The organism is Pseudomonas sp. LBUM1656 (genome assembly GCF_059716065.1).
Window position 1 is genome coordinate 3,488,619 of the sequence record NZ_CP166800.1, and the last position, 18,589, is coordinate 3,507,207.

The following is an 18,589-nucleotide window of genomic DNA, read 5'->3' on the forward strand; positions in this document are numbered from 1 at the left end:
CCTGGGGCTAGGAAAACAGCAAATACACCGCACTCGCCCCCAACAATAACGCCATGACCCGATTGAACAAGCGCATCCCTGCAGGGTTGTTCAGATAACCCCGCAGGAATGTTCCGGCATACACCCAGCACCCCACCGACACGTAGCAAATCACCAGGTACACCGCCGCAAACTGCCAGACCAGCCGCGCCTCGCCGTCCGCGACGAAGGCGCCCATGCCCGCCACACACGCCAGCCAGGCTTTCGGGTTGAGCCATTGCATCACCGCGCCGTACAGCATCGACGGTGCCCTACGCGACTCTTTCGCGTCGATGCGACCATCGTCCGCCGCCAGTTTCCAGGCCATGAACAACAGAAACGCCACGCCGGCCAGTTGCACCACCCGCGTCAGCTCCGGCCACAGTCGCAACACCTCATGCAACCCCAGCCCCATCAATACCAGCAATAAAACAAAGCCCAACGTGGCTCCGGCAACGTGCCGCTGACTGGCGCGAAAACCGAACTGCGCCCCCGAACTCAACGCGACAATGTTCACCGGCCCCGGCGTTATCGAAGCGACCAAGGCAAATGTCGCCATGGAGATAATCAGACTCATCGCACACCTTCTTCAATTCAGGGAAACCAGCGCTAACGGTACTGAGCGCCCTGCCCTGCGTATTGAAGAAAACTGCCCTATGCGAAACGACACGGTCTCTGTAGCAGCTGGCGAAGCCTGCGTTCGGCTGCGCAGCAGTCGTGAAATCAGGCAATGCGGTGTTTCAGGTAGACCGCGTGCTCTGGTTTTGCGACGGCTTCGCCGCCGAACGCAGGCTTCGCCAGCTGCTACACGGTTCGCGGCGTGCTTCAAATCCGATCAATCATCCTCATGCAACTTGATGCCCCGGGCGTGCAGCAGGTGAGGCACGATCAGCACCAGCAGCGTCAGCGCAAGGAACGACGCCGCGATGGGCTGCGTCAGAAAGATCATCCAGTCACCCTCGCTGATGGACAACGCGTTGCGCAGTTGTTTTTCAGCCATCGGCCCCAGCAGCATGCCCACGATTACCGGCGCGACGGGGAAATCAAAGCGCCGCATCAGCACGCCGCCCCAACCGATTGCGAGCATCAGCAGCAGGTCGAACGAAGAGTGGCGCATGCCGTACACGCCGATGGTGGCGAACACCAGAATGCCGGCGTTCAGGTACGGCCGGGGAATCTGCAGCAGCTTGACCCACAACCCCACCAGCGGCAGGTTCAACACCAGCAAGATGACGTTACCGATGTACAACGAGGCGACGAGGGTCCAGACCAGATCGCCCGATGTCTGGAACAGCATCGGCCCCGGTTGCAGGTTGTAGTTCTGGAACGCGGCCAACAGGATCGCCGCCGTCGCGGAGGTCGGAATACCCAGTGTCAACAGCGGCACCAGAGAACCGGTCGCGCTGGCATTGTTGGCCGCCTCGGGGCCGGCAACCCCTTCGATGGCGCCCTCGCCCTTGCTGCCCGCGAACTCTTTGGGAAACTTGCTCAGTTTGCGTTCGGCGGAATAGGACAAAAAGGTCGGGATTTCAGCGCCACCGGCCGGAATCGAGCCGAAAGGAAAACCGATCAGCGTGCCCCGCAACCACGCCGGAATCGAGCGTTTCCAGTCGGCACGCGTCATCCACAAAGACGTCAGCCGGTGCCGACCGGACGCTTCTTCTTTTTGATAAAGCAGGCTGTACAACGCCTCGCCCACGGCAAACAGACCGACCGCCACAAGCACGACTTCAATGCCGTCCACCAACTCCGGCACGCCCAAGGTGTAACGGGCAATCCCCGAGGTCGAGTCGAGGCCGATCAAGCCGATGGTCAGGCCGATCCCCAAGGAAGCGAAACCCCGCAGCATCGAAGCGCCGAGTACCGCCGAGACGGTGGTGAAGGACAGCACCAGAATCGCAAAATACTCCGCAGGACCGAACTTGAGCGCCAGCGTGGCAACGATCGGGGCAAACAAGGTGAGCATCACCGTGGCGATGGTGCCGGCGACAAACGAGCCGATCGCCGCCGTCGCCAAGGCTGGCCCTGCCCGTCCGTTACGAGCCATGAGGTTGCCTTCCAGGGCAGTGACCATGGACGACGACTCTCCCGGGGTATTGAGCAGGATGGATGTGGTTGAACCACCGAACTGCGCGCCGTAATAGATCCCGGCAAACATGATCAGCGCCCCGGTAGGGTCGACCTTGGCGGTGATCGGCAACAGCAGTGCAACGGTCAGTGCCGGACCAATCCCCGGCAAGACACCAATGGCCGTGCCAAGCAAGCAGCCGATAAATCCCCACATCAAATTGATCGGCGTCAGCGCGGCGGCAAAACCGACGGCCAGGCTTGAGAGAATATCCACCGTGTTTGCTCCTTGGGCCGGGGTCAGAGCCAGGCGTTGATGAGGGGCGGAAGGGAAACCCCGAGCCCGGCGTTGAACAGCCAGTAGATCGGCAGCGTCAGGGCAATGCCGATGGCCAGGTCGCGCACCGGACGGCGACTGCCAAAACCCCGGGCCGAACAGGCAAACAGCAACCCGGCCGACAGGACGAAACCGATGAGGTTAATCAGCACGGCCACGGCCACCAGTCCTGCAGTCACCCAGGCGGCCCCGAGTTTGCCGCCGGGCAGCGCCTTGGCGGACTCATCATCGTGATCCGCCAGTTCGCGAAAACCACCGGTCACGGCCTGATAACACAGCAGCAGGCCGACGACGCCGAGGAACACCGCCAACGCGTAGGGATAGACATGAGCGCCGAGGATGACGAACCCCATCTCCTCGGGAAAGCCGTAGGCGCCGAGTGCCAGTACGGCACTGATGGCGACCACACCGAGGCCTATCGCCAGTTGTACCGGCAAGATTCCACGAGACTGGCTCATTTAATCAGCCCGACCTCCACCAGCATCGCACGCAAACGCACGTGTTCCTGGTCGACGAATGTGCCGAACTCATCGCCGGTCAGCACGTTGGGCGCCCATTTATTGGTCTCGACATTGGCTTTCCAGCCGTCGCTTGCGGCAGCGGCGAGGACGGCGTCAGTCACTTCCTTGCGCTGCTCGGGCGTGAGGCCTGCCGCCCCGTAGACACCCCGCCAGTTGCCGATAGTCACGTCGTAGCCACTCTCTTTGAGCGTCGGCGCATCGATCCCGGCAACACGCTCTGGCGCACCGATGGCAAGCACCCGGAACTGGCCGTTCCGAATGTATTGGCCCAGCTCGGCATAGCCACCGGTGATCACCTTGATCTGGCCGCCCAATACCTGGGCAACGACTTCACCACCACCGGCGAAGGCGACGTAATTGACCTTATTGACGGGGATCCCCATTTTGCTGGCCAGATCGGCGATACCGATGTGATCGATCGAGCCCTTGGAGCCACCGCCCCAGGTGATGCTGGAGGGTTTTTCCTTGAAGGCCTTGAGCAAGTCGTCGAGGGTTTTGAACTCGGACTCCTTGCGCACGGCAATCACGTTGTATTCGGTGAACAGCCGGGCGATCGGAGTTACATCCTTCAAGGTGATTTGCGGTTTGTTCTGTTCAATACCCGCGACCATGATCGCGCCGACCACCAGCAGTGCATTCGGATCGCCCTTGGTGCTGTTGGCAAATTGCGCCAGCCCCAACGTGCCGCCTGCCCCACCCTTGTTCTCGAAGGTGACGGATTTTGCCGCTTTGGCCTCGACCAGGGCTTTGCCCAGATCCCGTGCGGTCTGGTCATAACCGCCACCGACCGAACCTGGGGCCATGAACTTGACGGTGTCCAGCGCAAACGCCGGTGCAGTGAGCGCGGCAGCGGTAATGGCCACTGCAATGGGGCGGCTGAATCGACGGAACAAGGCAAGCATATGGAGTCTCCCGATATTGTTTTTGTGGGTGCCGATTGAATCTCGCTCAGGAGCAAACCCTGCTCACTGAACATGCGTCTGTGAACAAGCGTAGGTCATGGTTGTGTTTATGGCGTCTCGGGCATTTCAACGGCGCCTGGTGGCGCGGCCTGCGGGCGTTTCCCTACGCGGATCTTGCGAGCGATGTCTACAAACGGCGTGACGATCAGGCTGTAGACCGTCAGGTAACGCTGGTGGTCCTGCTCACCGGTGCCGAAGCGGATGGTTTCCGGCTTCGAGGTGGTGACATAGAGCGTTCCGAACATCCAGTCCCAGAGTGACAGGTTGACGCCAAAGTTCTTGTTGAAGTGTCGGGGCGCGTCGCTGTGGTGAATCTGGTGCTGGGCCGGGCTGTTCAACACATGCTCGAACAGCGGCCCGAACGACAGCCAGACATGGGTGTGACGCAGGTTTGCCGCAAGGCTGTTGAGGATCAACACCAGCCAGGTCACACCGAACAAGGTGTAACGGCTGATCTCGCCCCCACAGGCGTACCAGAAGACGCCGGCAAAGGCCGAAATGCACAGCGTATTCGTCAGTTTCTCGACAATCTTTTCCACGAAGTGAGCCCGGCTGGCGGTGGCCGGGACCAGGACGGGCGCCGAATGATGGACTTTGTGGAACGCCCACAGCCAGCGGGAATGAAACGCTCGGTGGACCCAGTAATTGGCAAAATCCTTGACCAGGAACACCCCCAACCCAAACAGCAGCGAGAGTGAGAGGTGGTCCCCGGCTTGCACTCGTGCGCCCCAAAGGCTGGTCAGGAAACGCACGTAGTCACCGGAACGCAGAATGTACGGATCCACCAGACCGACGATGGGCAATACCAGCGCAACTTTCAGGATGGCGCGAACGAAGTAGTAGCGGTAATCCAGCAACGCCGAGCGATGCAAATGCACCCGGGTGCCGCCGATGAATTGCCCGAAAGAACGCGCGTCGGTCAGCCCGCGGGATTTCCTGAAGCGGAACAGGCCGTAGGCAACGCTGTAAGAGGAAACAAGAAACACCACGCCGAAGCGGCCGTTAAAATCGAAGATGCCCAGAAACTGGTCGGTGACCGGCTTGATCACCCACAGAGACAGATAGTCATGGAAAAGCGCCAGAACATCCACGAGCGGCTGGCCTCCATCAAGGAGAGGAAAGTGTAGATCAGATCGCCAGAGGAGTGAGTGGCCCGGCCCCGCAGGGAAAACGCATTTCAAATGTGGGAGCAACTGTCTTCACCATGCCAGTCATCTGGCTTTGTCCAGCTATGGCTCCGCTACGTATAAGCCCCCACCACCCGCTTCACCTTCTCCAGCGCCACGCCAAGCGCGCTCATGTCCACCGAGCCCAGCGCCAGGCGGATCGCGTGCGGCACATGGACCGAAGTCGCAAACGGTTCGGCGGTTGAGACCGCTACCTGCTCGCGCATCAACGCCATGGCGATCTGGTCGGCCCGTGCGTCTTCCGACAAAGGCAGCCAGATGAAGTAGGAGGATGGATGACGCACAAAGTGCAGGCCGGCCAGGTGTTCGTCCGCCACGGCCTGCCTGGCCTGAGCGTCCGCGCGCTTTTGCGCTTCCAGCAGGCTGACGGTTCCGTCATCGATCCAGGCGCAGGCAATCGCCGTCAGCACGCCGGGCGTGTTCCAGGTGGTCGCCCTGATCGTGCGCTCCAGTGCGGGCACCGTTTGCGGGGGCGCGGCGACAAATCCGACGCGCAATCCGGTGGCGACGCTCTTGGAAAACCCTGAAACGTACAGTGTTCTTTCGGGTGCCAGTTGCGCCAATGGGGGCAGCGAATCCTCAGCCAGAAACGCGTACGCAGCGTCCTCAATGATGTGCAGGTCATGCTTGCGTGAAATCGCCACGAGGCGCTCGCGTTGATCGGCGGCCATCACCCATCCCAGCGGATTGTGCAGCGTCGGCATGGTGTAGACGGCTCGCACCGATCGGCTTCGGCAGAGCTTTTCCAGTGCATCCAGATCAGGCCCGGTGTCGGTGCCGGGAATGGGCACGACTTCCAGATGCAGCACTTCAGCCAGCACCTTGAACCCCGGGTAGGTCAACGCATCAGCCGCGATCACATCACCCGGTTGAAGCAGCGCCATCAGGACCACCGTCAATCCGTGCTGAGCGCCACTGACCAGCAACACTTGCTCGGCCTGGACCGTCAGCCCGCGCGCCTCCAAATGGCGCGCAACCGATGCCCGCTCATGCGGACGACCCGCATGCGGTTGGTAGCGCAGATGGGATTCCAGGTCGCCGGCCAACGCGAGCTGACGCAAGGCAGTGCGCAGCAGATCGGCCTGCCCCGGCACGGAGGGATAATTGAAGTTGAGGTCGATCATCCCCGCCACAACGCTGGGCTGGTGAATGCCCTGACTGGGCGGTAACGAAGTCTCCCGGACAAACGTCCCACGCCCCGTTTCACCGCTGACCAGGCCCATCGCCTCCAGCTCTGCATAAACCCGGCTTGCAGTGACCAGCGCCAATCCGTGGCTGGCGGCCAGCAGACGGTGAGTCGGCAAACGCGTACCCGGCGGCAAACGCCCTGAACGGATATCGGCTGCAAAGGCGTCCACCAGCGACTTGTACCGGGAGCGAGGCATAGGGAAATGTATCCATGACAATTTTTTGATTGTATCGATAGTCGGTCATACGATGCGCTGAATGCAACCCGACACATGAGTGGACGCTAAATGGAACGGACATCGAAGCTGCAAAACCAGACGCTGGAAAAGAACACCAGCGGGTTGATCAATGGGCTGATCGGCGTAGTGATCTTCAGCGGTTCACTGCCCGCCACACGGGTGGCCGTCCTGGAATTCGATCCGGTCTTTCTGACCGTGGCCCGAGCCACCATCGCCGGTGTACTGGCGCTGTGCATGCTGTGGCTGTTCAAGGAAAAACGTCCTGCGCGAAACCAGTTCCTTCCCTTAGTCATCGTCGCGATGGGCGTCGTGATCGGGTTTCCGCTGCTAACCGCGCTGGCGCTTCAGTACGTGACCTCCGCGCACTCCATCGTCTTCGTCGGCATGTTGCCGCTCGCGACTGCCGCGTTCGGGGTGTTGCGCGGTGGCGAACGTCCCCGGCCGGCGTTCTGGTTCTTCTCGGTTTTGGGCAGCCTGCTGGTGGTCGGGTTCGCCGTGTCCCAAGGGCTGACCGCTTCGCCGACAGGCGACATCCTGATGCTGCTGGCCATCCTTGCCTGCGGCCTCGGTTACGCCGAAGGAGCGAAGCTGTCCAAAACACTGGGCGGCTGGCAGGTGATTTCCTGGGCACTGGTGTTGTCGTTGCCGATTGTCGCCCCGCTGACCTGGTGGCTGGCGCCCTCTACGTTCTCGGGGATCAGTGTTCCGGCGTGGTTGAGCCTGGCGTACGTGTCGCTCTTCAGTATGCTGATCGGCTTTGTATTCTGGTATCGCGGGCTGGCTCAGGGAGGGATTGCAGCCGTTGGACAGCTGCAGCTGCTTCAGCCTTTCTTTGGGTTGGCACTGGCGGCCACGTTGCTTCATGAGCAGGTCAGCATTGGGATGCTGGGGGTTACTGTTGCGGTGATTTTGTGTGTGGTGGGTGCGAGGAAGTTTGCGAGATAACGTTAACGGAAGTGTACTGCGGCTTACGTCCACCGCTGTACGGGGAAAGCCACCCGCCGTCCATGATAAAAATACCGCTCTCGCTTCCGGAGACCTGTCATGGACCTCGCCACGCTCACGCTGTTTCTCCCCGCCTGTTTCGCGCTGAACATGGCGCCGGGGCCGAATAATCTGCTGTCGGTCAGCAACTCGACCCGCTACGGCTACCGCATCTCGTGCGTGGCAGGGATCGGTCGGTTGCTGGCGTTTGCCGGGATGATCGCCCTGGCGTCGGCCGGGTTGGCGGTGGTGCTGCAAACGTCCGAGGTGCTGTTCTACGGCATCAAGATTGTGGGCGCGGCGTATCTGTTTTACCTGGCGTGGCAATTGTGGCGTGCCGATCCGGGGGCCGAGAAAGCTGTGACGGGAGCGTCGGTCGGCGTGTTGGCGTTGGCGAGGCAGGAGTTTCTGGTGGCGGCTGGCAACCCCAAGGCGATTCTGGTCTTCACCGCATTCTTGCCCCAGTTCGTCGACCCGACCCGCGCGGTGACGCCGCAATTTGCGTTGCTCGGCGCGTTGTTCCTGATGCTGGAATGGATCGCCATCAGCGCCTACGCCTACATGGGCTTGCACATGCGCCGCTGGTTTGCCGAGCCTAGGGGCAAGCGGATATTCAACCGCTGCTGCGCGGGGTTGTTATCGGCGGCGGCTTCGGTGCTGTTGATGGCGCGCCGTGCTTGAGTTCCAGGGTTGACCGGATGCTGCGCAGGTTCAAACTGCGGTGCGGAAATGGCGCAGTCACATCACTGCTTACATGAGCATTTGACCGGCGGTGAAGCCGGCCGGTCTTGCTGCCAACTAAAGCCCCCTGTGATCGGCAAACCACCGGGGGCTTTCATCGCGCTTGAAACGCAGCGAGTCGCTGCTATGTCACTTCTGGCCCTGATTACCAGCCAAACATCAGTTAGCCACTCACCACAGCAAGCGGCACCTACTTGGGCAGATCAATCTTATCCAACACCCGATTCGCTGTGATCTCCGCCGTCATGATGCTGTTTGAAATACCTAGCAGCGCGTAACGCGATTCACCCTCCAGATGATCCACCAACTGATGGACCATCACATCGACCGAGGCGAGCGTCTCGACCAGATAAACCGCCAGGGTTTCGGCCGTGGCCTCAGGGTCTACGGAAAACAGGGTACTGCGGATTCGCGGGGTGGCTTTGATGTCGGCATTCGACGGGAAATGGAAGTCGAGCGCCCGCTCGGCGGCTTCGTTGAGTTTTTTGGAATCGGTGGATTCGTAGGGGGAAACGTCTTCCGTTTCCGGAGGGTTTGGTGTTGGTTTAAACATAGATGAAACTCCTAATTGAAATTAAGGAGCCCTCACCCTCGCTACCAAACGAATGGGTGGTGGCCATACGCGGGTTGGTAGACCGGCAATTAGGAACCGGCGCCCCCGAAAGAGCCCTGCGCATGACCACCATAAAAAACAGAGACCTGAAGAGGCCTACAAACGGTGGCGCAATGCGCCTAATTGCCGGGCTACCAAACCCGATCGCTGATATTCAGCGACCCGGAAACGATAAAACCCAGGCCCTAGGCGCACAAGCCGGCGGATTCTGGCGCAGCCGTAGGCAACGGCGCAAGGATTTGTAGCTTTCAGGAAGTAAACCCGATGACGTTTAAACAAGCGCCCTAAAACCCCGTTGAATGAACGGGCACGCACTCACTTTGAGCAATAGAAGTCGTGGACGTAGCGATAGCTAATGAGTAGCTATGCTTGGTCTGCTGCCGGAATTAATTGAGCAGATTGGGCTTCCCGTCCATTTTCAGCAGTTACCCGACTGTCACAATGCCCAGTCTAGTCAGGCTAGACGACAGAACGAGGATGTTATCCACCAAGCCCATGAAGGTGGTATCACCCCACTTGAGGTCAATTTAGAGTCAGGGCCAAAGAGGAATCCGTCATGACCGTAGTCGATCGCCTCAGGTATTTGCGCGTCGTTCTAGTGTTGGCTGGCCTCGCGTGCCTTGCCCTCTACCCACTTATGTTGTTCTGGCCGTCCGGCTGGGCCTGGCACGTCGGTCACTCGGACTACCCGATGATGATCGTTGGCATCTACGCCACACTTGGCGTGTTCTTGATCCTGGCCGCGCGTGATCCATTAGCCAATCTGAGCCTGATCTGGTTCACCGTATGGTCCAGCGCCGTACACGGAGGAATCATGGCCGTCCAGGCGGTCATCCAGCCGGAGCAAATGGGGCACTTGGCAGGTGACGTGCCGGCGCTCTTCATCGTGGCGGTTGCCTTGGCCATCTTGACGCCCCGCTCGCAATTGGCCGCTCGGCCCCGGACATACGATGGGGCCTAAGAGCAGATTTGACTGTCAGAGCGGGACGAAAATTGCGTTTCTACGCAAGTTTTTGCGTCTGCTGATCAACCAAGTACCAACAGATTTTACGTAGCAACGCAGTCTTCAAGACTGTGCCGGCTTTTTTCACAGCCAAAGGCGTTTTCTGCCTGTCACGACTGACCGGTTGGGTCGTCAGCTGACCTGCGCGACCGGCAACTATCGGCCAGAAGCAGACCTTCGTGCCGCAAGGGTGAAGTTGACTTGCGATTGAACGGTCGGTGGACGACGTTCGTGCACCTCAGTAACTTTACCTTTTTGCGAATTGCGCATAGGAAAAGCAGCTGTGATCGATGATCCGTTACCAAAAAACTGGCGGGACCTCCAGACAGGTGTTCAACACATCTTCCGTAACGTCGGCTTGCTTGCTGATGTCGAGGTTGATCTGGAAACGCCGCGTGGTTCGGTGAATGTGGATGTCCACGCAATAGACGTTCGGAGCGTGGACAAAATCAGATACATCGTCGAGTGCAAAAACTGGGGCAGTGCCGTACCCCAGTCCGTAGTCCATTCGTTCACAACGGTAATGCACGAAACCGGAGCGAACATCGGATTTATCATTTCGAAGCGTGGGCTACAGCAGGGTGCCAAACGATATACCCAAAACACAAATATCGTTGGGATGACGTACTTAGAGTTTCAGCAAAGATATTTTGAGGCTTGGTGGAAGAGGTACTTTTGTCCACGTATCGGCGATGCCGCGGACAACCCGCTTCGGTACACCGAGGAGTTCAACAGTGTGCGAGACAGCGCTTACGAAAAGCTCAGTGGTCAAGATCAAGAAAAATTTGATCGGCTAAGGCGAGAGAACGGTGGATCGCTAATGATCTTGTCTATGTTCAATTACTTGGCCATGTCGCCAGTGTTGAACACGGGCACCATGCTGGATGTTCCAACGAATTTGGATGAGTTTAAGACCAGGGTACTCGCAAAGATTACTCCTCACATCGAATGGCATTGCGACACCTTTCGGGGGTTGCTAAACATCATTCTGAAATACCTAGCAGACGTGGAAGGAGATTTCGACGCGATATTTGGAGGATCCATCTTTGAACCAAGAGATCCTATCAGCAGGGTGACTGCTGATGGTCCCCCTTTGGAGGATGGTATTTATCATCGCTGACTCGCCGGTTAGTGCGATAGCGCGCGCTGTCGATTGCGCTTGCCTCAGCGTTGCTACGAAAGGCAGGTAGCAGCCTTGCGTGAAGGGCAACTATGGGTCGATTAACGACCACTACGCATTGCGACTGTTCCACCCTTGTTCTCCCTCAACCTGGAGGACAAACCATGAACATTATTGCTTTACATCGCCATCAGCCTTGGAACAAGGGAAAGCTTGTAGGGCAGAAAGCCCCGCTCCGAGTCAGCGATATCTGGGCTATTCAGGTCAGGCTTCAGCTTGCGGAGAAGACACGGGATCTAGCTCTCTTCAACTTGGCCATCGACAGCAAACTGCGTGCCTGTGACCTGACCAAGCTGCGAGTACGAGATATTGCGTATGGGGAGCATGTTTCGTTACGGGCCATCGTGATGCAGCAGAAAACTCAGCACCCAGTGCTGTTTGAAATTTCTGAGCAAACACGAGTAGTTCTGGAGGCATGGATGCGTCATGCGCATCTTCGCAGTAAAGACTTTCTGTTCCCGACGCAGTTGCATGACTCAGATCATCTCTCCACCAGGCAATACGCTCGAATAGTCAAAGCATGGGTAACAGCGATTGGACTTGACCCGACGATGTACGGTACCCACACGCCACGGCGTACCAAGGCATCGTTGATCTATCGCAGGACCAAGAATTTGAGAGCAGTCCAACTCTTGCTTGGTCATACGAAGCTCGAAAGTACTGTCAGGTACTTGGGTATCGAGGTAGACGATGCTCTAGAAATGGCAGAGCAGACAGAAGTCTAATCGTCCACTGCAACGGTCTGGGTCAGACCGTCGCTTTCCGACCCAACGTGGACATTCGATCCCTAGTAATTTTGGCGAGCGAAAACTGGGAAACGCCAATGTGCTGAAGCGCAAAGCATGGCGCGAGTAGCGCTATCCGAGATTCCGCTTTGCTTCCTCGAAGCGTGTGTAAACCTTATTAACGCGGCCTTCAAAGGTCATTCGCCCGACGGTCTTTCTGTCGGTCCAGTATTCAGCTGTCAGCGAATCCGGCATGTATTTCGCGCCATGCGTGGAAATAGTCGCAGCTCCAACGTGTCGTTCGCTACGAATGCCGCGAAGCTCAATGCCGGGCGTGTTGACGTATACGACCGACACGTTGAAGCGATTGCCGCAGGGCGTTGGCTCGATTGCGTGGGCGAGCAGGCAGGATTCGGACTCCGACGTCATAAGCTGAATTTGAAGCTTGCTCAACGTCTGCACGATGCCAGCGTATGCTGCAATTGAAGGGGCTTTCTCGCCAGTTTCCGGGTTGACCCATTCCGATTGGATCGTCACTTTCCAAGTGCCGCGAATGTCGGGGCGATTAAAAAGCCAACCCTGAAAAACGCGCAGTCGCCAGAAAAGATGCTCCATCGCCGTCGCGACGACTACGAGGACGCCGACCACAGTGGTGAATGGCGCAAGGTGGTCCCAGGAGAGCGGCGTTCCTTGCAACCAAAGAGCCAATCCCCATGCAAGAGTGGCTATGGCGAGCGCTACAGTAATCTGGAGGCGTGTGAACATGGCTCAGGAAATCCCAATATATTGGCGGGCACTGTCCACGAAAGCTTCAAATTGCTTGCGCTTCGTGTCGTCGTTCTTCAGCAAGTATTTCCATTCGCTCACTTCACCCCATTCCTCGCAGAGTCGCATGCTAGACAAATAGAGGGACAGGTAATTCAATACGGCAGATACGTCTTCGTACCATATAGCGTGGGTGAAACAATTATTGGGAGCATTCCATACGAGGCATTCGACGTTGAAGCCCTTAATTGGCTTAGCTTCTGCGAAACCTTCATCGTCCATGATGTTGCGAAGCTTTTTAACGATACGCACAACGCCGCGATATGCTCTGCTTGTGTTGTTGTTTTTGGTATTGCCGTTTTCGTAATGCTGGCGCGGCCATTCGTGGGTGTCGTAGAGGCGTTCGGGCCAGTTAATGATCCTACCGCCACTGTCTGGCTGCAACTCTGTTCCGCAAACGTAGGTGCCGTCAACGGAATAACGGCGGTGCACCATGAGAGGCACTACGTCACAATCGACACGGTAGGTGTTTTCGTGAACATCGAACGCCTTATCGCCCCGATTGACGGTCGCTCGCCCAAAGCGGCTTACGAGCGCCTTTTCTATGTCATTCTTAAAATGTGAGTATCCATATTCGACTCCAATCACGTTGAAGTCTGCGTCTGTTTTACCAGGCGGGTAGTCGGTGCCGAATAGATTGCCGGTGTAAAGGACACCGATATCTATGTCACTGTCCTGCCGGACGTTAACGCGGTTGCGGTAGGAGCCTTGAACAAAAACTTTCGTCATTGACGCCACTTTCGGGTCAGCGGCGAGTGCTTTCTTGATTGCGGTGATTGTGTTGTCGATTCTATCGGTTTCGGTTTGACTCGGGGCTTGCGCCCATGATGCAAAACGCTCGTTCCATATCGCGCTCACGAGAATCCCCCCCTTTTCAGAAATTCCCCATAGATGACGGTCGGGTCGACCATCTCACATTTCAAGAGCAATGTCTGGCTAATCCTTAGCGGTATGCCGATAAGCATAACCCTTTAGTTACGCGATCTTTTACTGATGCGGAGGTTGGGCAAGATCCCTCACTCCTTACGGCGGCGGATTAGAGTGCAGGAGCGTGTGCTTCTGGCCGTTTCGATTCGATACTCCCACTCAGCAGTGACACAAACCAGCCAGAAGCAACGGATTAGACAGGCGAAGAAGATCCATAGAGGACGGTAGACGCGCTGATGGCGCTGCGCTATCGTCGATGCCGATTACATGTTGAAGCAGCCTGTGTGCACTATAAATTTGTTGCCCTTAGACTGAGGCCTCACAGATATCCGATAGGAGAATTCATGACTGACTGTAAAAAACAAGTGAATGATTTGAGCAAAGTCATAGAACAGAAAATAAAAAATCAGTTTGAGGTTATAAAACGGATAGATGTTTATATTGGCACGACCAATACAAAGTGCACGATTATTATGTCTTACTGTGCAGCGGTCGTCGCACTAACATTCGCACTGCTTGGCAGACTGGATCTATCAACCATAAACCCAATTTCTGTATCTATTGGTCTCTCAAGCGGCCTCAGTTTGATTACCGCAGTAATTTGCATGTTGATGGCATGCCTGACTATATTTCCTGTTACGTTTAGCAATCCCGACAAGAACAGAGGGGAATCGTTAATTTATTATGGTGATATAGCAAACATCAAAGATGGCTCTGATGAATATACTAGAAGAATCGTTGAGGTCTCTGATGAAAATTACCTCAACGACTTAAGCGGCCAAGTTTTTACTTTGACAAAAATTGTATCCCGCAAGTTCTGGCTGATACAGAAGTTGTCCGTTGTTTTGTGCCTTCACTTTTTGTGCATAACCGCATTTCTTGTGGCTTGTGTTTTTCGCTTTCTATCGTAGAGGGATCTGTGTTGAATAGAAGTATTTCAAGAGAGTCTTTTTCCCGGATGCTAGATTCGGAAATCAAAAAGAATAGTAGAAAAACCTCGACCGCAATGGATGGTGCGCTACGTGCATCAATGGAAAGCATCAATGAACATGTTGAGAAATCTTTAGCGACACCAGATGTTTTTGACCAGGAGTCAATCCAGCAGGATATTCGTGCTTCGTTTGGAAGAGAAGGGATTAATCTCAACAAGATTGGAACTCACCCAGACTTTATGCATCTCGCTGAAACTGATGACCAGGAGAATCATTACATTTGCTCGCTTTTTCTAGACATAAAAAACTCCACGAGACTTACGTTTATCTACCAGCTCCATGAAGTCGTAGCTATAAAAAACACAATCTTGAAGGCAGCAGCTGAGACCGTGCGGGCGATGGACGGGCATGTTCATCGGTTTATGGGGGACGCATTGCTAGCCTTTTTTGGAGGAAAAACACAAGATAAAGATGACAGCATAATTAACGCTATTAACTGCGCTTCAGTTCTCGAGTCTTTGATGACGGGAACCATAATTCCTGTGCTTGAACAGAAATATGATCAGAATCCAAAAGCAGACTATTTGGGTTTTCGCATAGGCTTGGACTACGGTTCTCACGATGATGTATTGTGGGCGTCATACGGTTTCAAAGGTGTTTACGAAGTCACTCCAACCTCCTTCTTTGTGGATGTTGCAGCTAAACTTCAAGGCATCGCGGGCAAGAACAAATCGATGCTTGGTCGAAATATCATGGAAGAAATCGACCTTCCTGAAGATTACACAAAAATCAGAACTCGCACCCAAACTAATAAAAACGGCGAGATAGAGAAATTCCCCCTCCCGAACCTTCCTAAATCATATACGGATCGAGAAGGACGAGTTCATACATACAAGGTTAGAGAGCTAGATCATGCCAAATATCGAGATCTCCTTCCATTTCCGACCGAACTGAAGGAATCACATCCAAATTCAATGCTGGTGTCATGCTCTGGCATATCGTTTAAGTGTTTCACCGTGGATAACAATACGTGGATCGAGTACCCATCCGTATCAAAAATGCTCAATAAAAATATCAACCTTAAATTTAAGGTTGTTATTGATAAGGCCGTTCATGCCAGCCAACACTTTCCTCTCGAATTGAAACTAATAAAGCGAAACTATGGCAAAGAGGCTCAACTAAAAGGACAGCGAGGAATGTTCCCCGTGACAAAAACCTCGGTCATCAAAGATAATAATTATTTAACTGGTTTTTTCAGAGCTGACCCTTTAATTCATACGGACTCGACAGCATACCGCGGACTTCACACGATGGAGGCCATAGTAACTGATGCAAAGGGGATTATTATTTTTAAAGATATAATTGGGGTATATATAAGATAGATCTTCGAAATATTTTTCGATCAACTATCTTGGAGCAGATAGTGTGAGAGCTGTGCGCAAATACAGGAGCGCGGGAGGAACTTGCTCTTTGATGTTGGTTTCGGGGGGTTTAGCCTAGCTTTCAACAGATGTACGCGTTGCTGGATGTCTGCATTTGGCCCGAAAGCAGCCCGTCCAGGCACGGAGGCATCAAGCTAAACCCCAACAAACCCAAGGCGAGCCTGATATTCACCGCATTCCTGCCCCAGTCCGTCGACCCAACCCGCGCCGTGACGCCGCAATTTGCACCGCTCGGCGCGTTGTTCCTGATGCTGGAATGGATCGCCATCAGCGCCTACGCCTGACGTAACGATGCGGAAAGGGTAGTTGGCAAATCAGACGAGCATCCGTATATTCGAATATCCATATATACGAGCTTCCAGCGATGAGCCCACTCCCCTCTCCCACCAAAATCCTCTTCATGTGCACCGCCAACAGCTGCCGCAGCGTACTGAGCGAAGCACTGTTCAATCACATGGCTCCCACAGGTTATGAAGCGGTGAGTTCGGGCAGTTTCCCCAGCGGCCGGCTCAATCCTCAAGCCGTGCAAACGCTGCATAACCTCAATATCTCGACCGAAGGCCTCTACAGCAAAGACTCTTCAGCATTCGCCGACTCCCCACCCGATATCGTCATCACCGTGTGCGACAAAGCCGCCGGGGAAGCGTGCCCGGTGTACTTCGGCCCGGCGATCAAAAGTCATTGGGGACTGGCCGATCCGTCGGAGGTGCAGGGCTCCGAGCAGGAGATTCAGGCTGCGTTCGACAGCACCGTCGAAACGATCAAGCAACGGTTTGCAGCGTTCTTCGCACTGGACCTGAAAAACCTTTCGGACGCCGAACTGAAAGTCGAACTGGACCGCATCGGAGCCCTGTGATGAACGACGACCTGCCCAATCTCGATCTGGACCTGCTGACGTTTCCAACCGAAAGCACCCACAAACCACGCATCCTGCTGCTCTACGGCTCCACCCGTGAGCGCTCTTTCAGTCGGCTGCTGACCGAGGAAGCCGCACGAATTCTGCGTCTGCTGGGGGCCGAAACGGTGATCTTCGATCCTTCCGGTCTTCCCCTCCCCGACGATGCGCCCAGCGACCACCCGAAGGTCCAGCAACTGCGTGAGCTGGTGCTCTGGTCAGAAGGCCAGGTCTGGTGCTCACCGGAACGCCACGGTTCGATGTCGGCGGTGTTCAAGGCGCAAATCGACTGGATCCCGCTGACGATGGGCGCGGTTCGTCCGACCCAGGGCAAAACCCTGGCGGTGATGCAGGTCTGTGGCGGCTCCCAGTCGTTCAACACGGTCAATCAACTGCGCGTGCTGGGCCGTTGGATGCGCATGTTGACCATCCCCAATCAATCGTCGGTACCCAAGGCTTTTATGGAGTTCGACGAGGCTGGGCGGATGAAGCCTTCCGCGTACTACGACCGTGTCGTGGATGTGATGGAAGAACTGATGAAGTTCACCGTGCTGGTGCGTGGCCGCGAGGAGTTCCTGGTGGACCGTTATTCAGAGCGCAAAGAGAGCGCTGAGGAGCTGTCGAAACGGGTCAATCAACGCTCGATCTGAGGCTGCGGAATTCTCTGTCGATTTTCCGGTGGAGGCGCCGCTCGACGCGTCTTATGCTCAGCCCATGAACCTACAAAACGCTTTGCTTCCGCCCCACGCCGAGATGGTTCGCGCCATGCTCGAACGAGACACCGCCTACGAGGGGGTGTTTTTTACTGCCGTGAAGACCACCGGGATCTTCTGTCGCCCGAGTTGTACGGCGCGCAAACCCAAACCGGAGAACGTCGAGTTCTTTGCCCACGCCGATGAGTGCATGTCGGCGGGCTACCGCGCGTGTCTGCGCTGCAAGCCGCTGGACGCTGCGGCCATTGCGCCGGACTGGGTGCAGGCGTTGCTCAAGTCGGTGGACAGCGATCCTGACCTGCGCTGGACCGATGCCCAGCTCGTGGCCGAGGGCATCGAGCCGCTGAAACTGCGGCGCTGGTTCAAGCAGCATTTCGGCATGACCTTCCACGCCTGGCTGCGCACCCGGCGCCTGGGCATGGCGCTGGGCGGTATCAAACAGGGCGATTCCATCGACAACGCGGCGTTCGACTCGGGTTATGAATCCCTGAGCGGTTTTCGCGATGCGTTTCATAAATCCTTCCACATCACGCCGGGCCGCGCGGCCAACAGTGAACCGCTGTTGTTCACTCGCTTGACCACGCCGCTGGGGCCGATGATCGCCATGGCAGAACGCCGTGGGCTGGTGCTGCTGGAGTTTCTGGATCGGCCGGCGCTGACCCGGGAAGTCGAAGAACTGCAAAACCGTTATGGCTATGCCGTGGCACCGGGGCACAACGCTCATTTGCAGCAGATTGAAGCCGAGTTGACGCAGTATTTCGCCGGCAAACTCACCGAGTTCAAGGTTGCGCTGCACTTGCCCGGCAGCGAATTTGCGCGGCAGGTCTGGGCCGAACTGGCGAAAATCCCCTACGGCCAGACCAGCACCTACGGCACCATCGCCGCCACACTGGGCAAGCCCGGCGCCAGTCGTGCAGTGGGCCTGGCCAACGGGCATAACCGGCTTTCAATTGTGTTGCCGTGCCACCGGGTGATCGGTGCAGACGGCTCGTTGACGGGCTATGGTGGAGGACAACCGCGCAAGGCGTTTTTGCTCCGGCTGGAAAAAGCCGCCGTGCAGGTGACCGAACAACTCGCTTTCTGATCCCCT

The 18,589-nt window shown here is 56.3% G+C and carries 19 protein-coding genes and 1 pseudogene; 11 read left to right on the top strand and 9 right to left on the bottom strand.

Annotation, left to right across the window (positions count from 1 at the left end; all coding sequences use genetic code 11):
* Nucleotides 1–7 precede the first annotated feature (7 nt).
* From ACA072_RS15720 to ACA072_RS15745, 6 genes are all read right to left on the bottom strand, one after another.
* Nucleotides 8–595, bottom strand: coding sequence for a LysE family translocator (locus ACA072_RS15720; protein ID WP_497618810.1), 588 nt, complete (start codon nt 593–595; stop codon nt 8–10).
* A gap of 258 nt (nt 596–853) precedes the next feature.
* A complete protein-coding gene (locus ACA072_RS15725; protein WP_497618811.1) occupies nt 854–2,362 on the bottom strand; it encodes a tripartite tricarboxylate transporter permease in 1,509 nt (502 codons plus the stop codon).
* A gap of 23 nt (nt 2,363–2,385) precedes the next feature.
* Nucleotides 2,386–2,880 carry a tripartite tricarboxylate transporter TctB family protein gene (locus ACA072_RS15730; protein ID WP_497618813.1) on the bottom strand — a complete coding sequence of 165 codons (495 nt, stop codon included), beginning with the start codon at nt 2,878–2,880 and terminating at the stop codon, nt 2,386–2,388.
* Complete coding sequence (locus tag ACA072_RS15735; RefSeq protein WP_497618815.1) at nt 2,877–3,845, bottom strand: tripartite tricarboxylate transporter substrate binding protein; 969 nt, start codon at nt 3,843–3,845, stop codon at nt 2,877–2,879. Before ACA072_RS15735 ends, ACA072_RS15730 begins: the two co-directional genes overlap by 4 nt.
* 107 nt (nt 3,846–3,952) lie before the next feature.
* Complete coding sequence (locus ACA072_RS15740; protein WP_497618817.1) at nt 3,953–4,996, bottom strand: sterol desaturase family protein; 1,044 nt, start codon at nt 4,994–4,996, stop codon at nt 3,953–3,955.
* 149 nt (nt 4,997–5,145) lie between these two features.
* On the bottom strand, nt 5,146–6,477 hold the full coding sequence (locus tag ACA072_RS15745; protein WP_497618819.1) for an aminotransferase-like domain-containing protein: 1,332 nt from the start codon (nt 6,475–6,477) through the stop codon (nt 5,146–5,148).
* A gap of 90 nt (nt 6,478–6,567) precedes the next feature.
* Here ACA072_RS15745 and ACA072_RS15750 point away from each other — a divergent pair, with 90 nt between their 5' ends.
* Both ACA072_RS15750 and ACA072_RS15755 read left to right on the top strand, forming a co-directional pair.
* Nucleotides 6,568–7,464 (top strand): DMT family transporter, encoded by an 897-nt coding sequence (locus tag ACA072_RS15750; protein ID WP_497618821.1) that lies wholly within the window; start codon nt 6,568–6,570, stop codon nt 7,462–7,464.
* 99 nt (nt 7,465–7,563) lie between these two features.
* Entirely contained in the window at nt 7,564–8,184 is a 621-nt protein-coding gene (locus tag ACA072_RS15755) for a LysE family translocator (protein WP_497618823.1), read from the top strand.
* 250 nt (nt 8,185–8,434) lie between these two features.
* On the opposite strand, the gene ACA072_RS15760 is transcribed toward ACA072_RS15755, so the two are convergent.
* The gene (locus ACA072_RS15760) at nt 8,435–8,797 is read right to left on the bottom strand and encodes a DUF6124 family protein (protein WP_497618825.1); all 363 of its coding nucleotides are present in this window, start codon (nt 8,795–8,797) and stop codon (nt 8,435–8,437) included.
* Nucleotides 8,798–9,413: 616 nt separating this feature from the next.
* Here ACA072_RS15760 and ACA072_RS15765 point away from each other — a divergent pair.
* The 3 genes from ACA072_RS15765 (at nt 9,414) to ACA072_RS15775 (ending at nt 11,765) form a co-directional block, all read left to right on the top strand.
* Entirely contained in the window at nt 9,414–9,818 is a 405-nt protein-coding gene (locus tag ACA072_RS15765; protein ID WP_497618826.1) for a DUF6632 domain-containing protein, read from the top strand.
* 325 nt (nt 9,819–10,143) lie between these two features.
* Nucleotides 10,144–10,980, top strand: coding sequence for a restriction endonuclease (locus ACA072_RS15770; RefSeq protein WP_497618827.1), 837 nt, complete (start codon nt 10,144–10,146; stop codon nt 10,978–10,980).
* 164 nt (nt 10,981–11,144) lie between these two features.
* Nucleotides 11,145–11,765, top strand: a complete 621-nt coding sequence (locus ACA072_RS15775; protein ID WP_497618829.1) for a tyrosine-type recombinase/integrase — start codon at nt 11,145–11,147, stop codon at nt 11,763–11,765.
* A 132-nt stretch (nt 11,766–11,897) separates the two neighbouring features.
* On the opposite strand, the gene ACA072_RS15780 is transcribed toward ACA072_RS15775, so the two are convergent.
* Both ACA072_RS15780 and ACA072_RS15785 read right to left on the bottom strand, forming a co-directional pair.
* Nucleotides 11,898–12,530, bottom strand: coding sequence for a Cap15 family cyclic dinucleotide receptor domain-containing protein (locus tag ACA072_RS15780; RefSeq protein ID WP_497618831.1), 633 nt, complete (start codon nt 12,528–12,530; stop codon nt 11,898–11,900).
* 3 nt (nt 12,531–12,533) lie between these two features.
* Nucleotides 12,534–13,448, bottom strand: coding sequence for a nucleotidyltransferase domain-containing protein (locus ACA072_RS15785; RefSeq protein ID WP_497618833.1), 915 nt, complete (start codon nt 13,446–13,448; stop codon nt 12,534–12,536).
* 413 nt (nt 13,449–13,861) lie between these two features.
* Here ACA072_RS15785 and ACA072_RS15790 point away from each other — a divergent pair, with 413 nt between their 5' ends.
* From ACA072_RS15790 to ACA072_RS15815, 6 genes and pseudogenes are all read left to right on the top strand, one after another.
* A complete protein-coding gene (locus ACA072_RS15790) occupies nt 13,862–14,428 on the top strand; it encodes a Pycsar system effector family protein (protein ID WP_497618834.1) in 567 nt (188 codons plus the stop codon).
* Between the two features lie 11 nt (nt 14,429–14,439).
* Nucleotides 14,440–15,831, top strand: coding sequence for a nucleotide-binding domain-containing protein (locus ACA072_RS15795; protein ID WP_497618835.1), 1,392 nt, complete (start codon nt 14,440–14,442; stop codon nt 15,829–15,831).
* 209 nt (nt 15,832–16,040) lie between these two features.
* Nucleotides 16,041–16,172, top strand: a pseudogene (locus ACA072_RS15800) (LysE family translocator); the annotation flags it as partial.
* An 83-nt stretch (nt 16,173–16,255) separates the two neighbouring features.
* The gene (locus tag ACA072_RS15805; protein ID WP_497618836.1) at nt 16,256–16,747 is read left to right on the top strand and encodes an arsenate reductase ArsC; all 492 of its coding nucleotides are present in this window, start codon (nt 16,256–16,258) and stop codon (nt 16,745–16,747) included.
* Nucleotides 16,747–17,436: an arsenical resistance protein ArsH gene (arsH, locus tag ACA072_RS15810; RefSeq protein ID WP_497618838.1), complete on the top strand. Its 690-nt coding sequence runs from the start codon at nt 16,747–16,749 to the stop codon at nt 17,434–17,436. The genes ACA072_RS15805 and arsH overlap by 1 nt, the downstream gene beginning before the upstream one ends.
* 64 nt (nt 17,437–17,500) lie before the next feature.
* Nucleotides 17,501–18,583 (top strand): bifunctional transcriptional activator/DNA repair enzyme AdaA, encoded by a 1,083-nt coding sequence (locus ACA072_RS15815; RefSeq protein WP_497618840.1) that lies wholly within the window; start codon nt 17,501–17,503, stop codon nt 18,581–18,583.
* Nucleotides 18,584–18,589 lie beyond the last annotated feature (6 nt).

What these genes read in the sequence shown, in the direction of transcription:
- ACA072_RS15805 (WP_497618836.1), top strand. Translation starts at nt 16,256, where the DNA reads ATGAGCCCACTCCCCTCTCCCACCAAAATCCTCTTCATGTGCACCGCC.
- ACA072_RS15720 (WP_497618810.1), bottom strand. Translation starts at nt 595, where the DNA reads ATGAGTCTGATTATCTCCATGGCGACATTTGCCTTGGTCGCTTCGATA.
- ACA072_RS15750 (WP_497618821.1), top strand. Translation starts at nt 6,568, where the DNA reads ATGGAACGGACATCGAAGCTGCAAAACCAGACGCTGGAAAAGAACACC.
- ACA072_RS15780 (WP_497618831.1), bottom strand. Translation starts at nt 12,530, where the DNA reads ATGTTCACACGCCTCCAGATTACTGTAGCGCTCGCCATAGCCACTCTT.
- ACA072_RS15765 (WP_497618826.1), top strand. Translation starts at nt 9,414, where the DNA reads ATGACCGTAGTCGATCGCCTCAGGTATTTGCGCGTCGTTCTAGTGTTG.
- ACA072_RS15815 (WP_497618840.1), top strand. Translation starts at nt 17,501, where the DNA reads ATGAACCTACAAAACGCTTTGCTTCCGCCCCACGCCGAGATGGTTCGC.
- ACA072_RS15790 (WP_497618834.1), top strand. Translation starts at nt 13,862, where the DNA reads ATGACTGACTGTAAAAAACAAGTGAATGATTTGAGCAAAGTCATAGAA.
- arsH (WP_497618838.1), top strand. Translation starts at nt 16,747, where the DNA reads ATGAACGACGACCTGCCCAATCTCGATCTGGACCTGCTGACGTTTCCA.
- ACA072_RS15735 (WP_497618815.1), bottom strand. Translation starts at nt 3,845, where the DNA reads ATGCTTGCCTTGTTCCGTCGATTCAGCCGCCCCATTGCAGTGGCCATT.
- ACA072_RS15775 (WP_497618829.1), top strand. Translation starts at nt 11,145, where the DNA reads ATGAACATTATTGCTTTACATCGCCATCAGCCTTGGAACAAGGGAAAG.
- ACA072_RS15760 (WP_497618825.1), bottom strand. Translation starts at nt 8,797, where the DNA reads ATGTTTAAACCAACACCAAACCCTCCGGAAACGGAAGACGTTTCCCCC.
- ACA072_RS15730 (WP_497618813.1), bottom strand. Translation starts at nt 2,880, where the DNA reads ATGAGCCAGTCTCGTGGAATCTTGCCGGTACAACTGGCGATAGGCCTC.
- ACA072_RS15755 (WP_497618823.1), top strand. Translation starts at nt 7,564, where the DNA reads ATGGACCTCGCCACGCTCACGCTGTTTCTCCCCGCCTGTTTCGCGCTG.
- ACA072_RS15745 (WP_497618819.1), bottom strand. Translation starts at nt 6,477, where the DNA reads ATGCCTCGCTCCCGGTACAAGTCGCTGGTGGACGCCTTTGCAGCCGAT.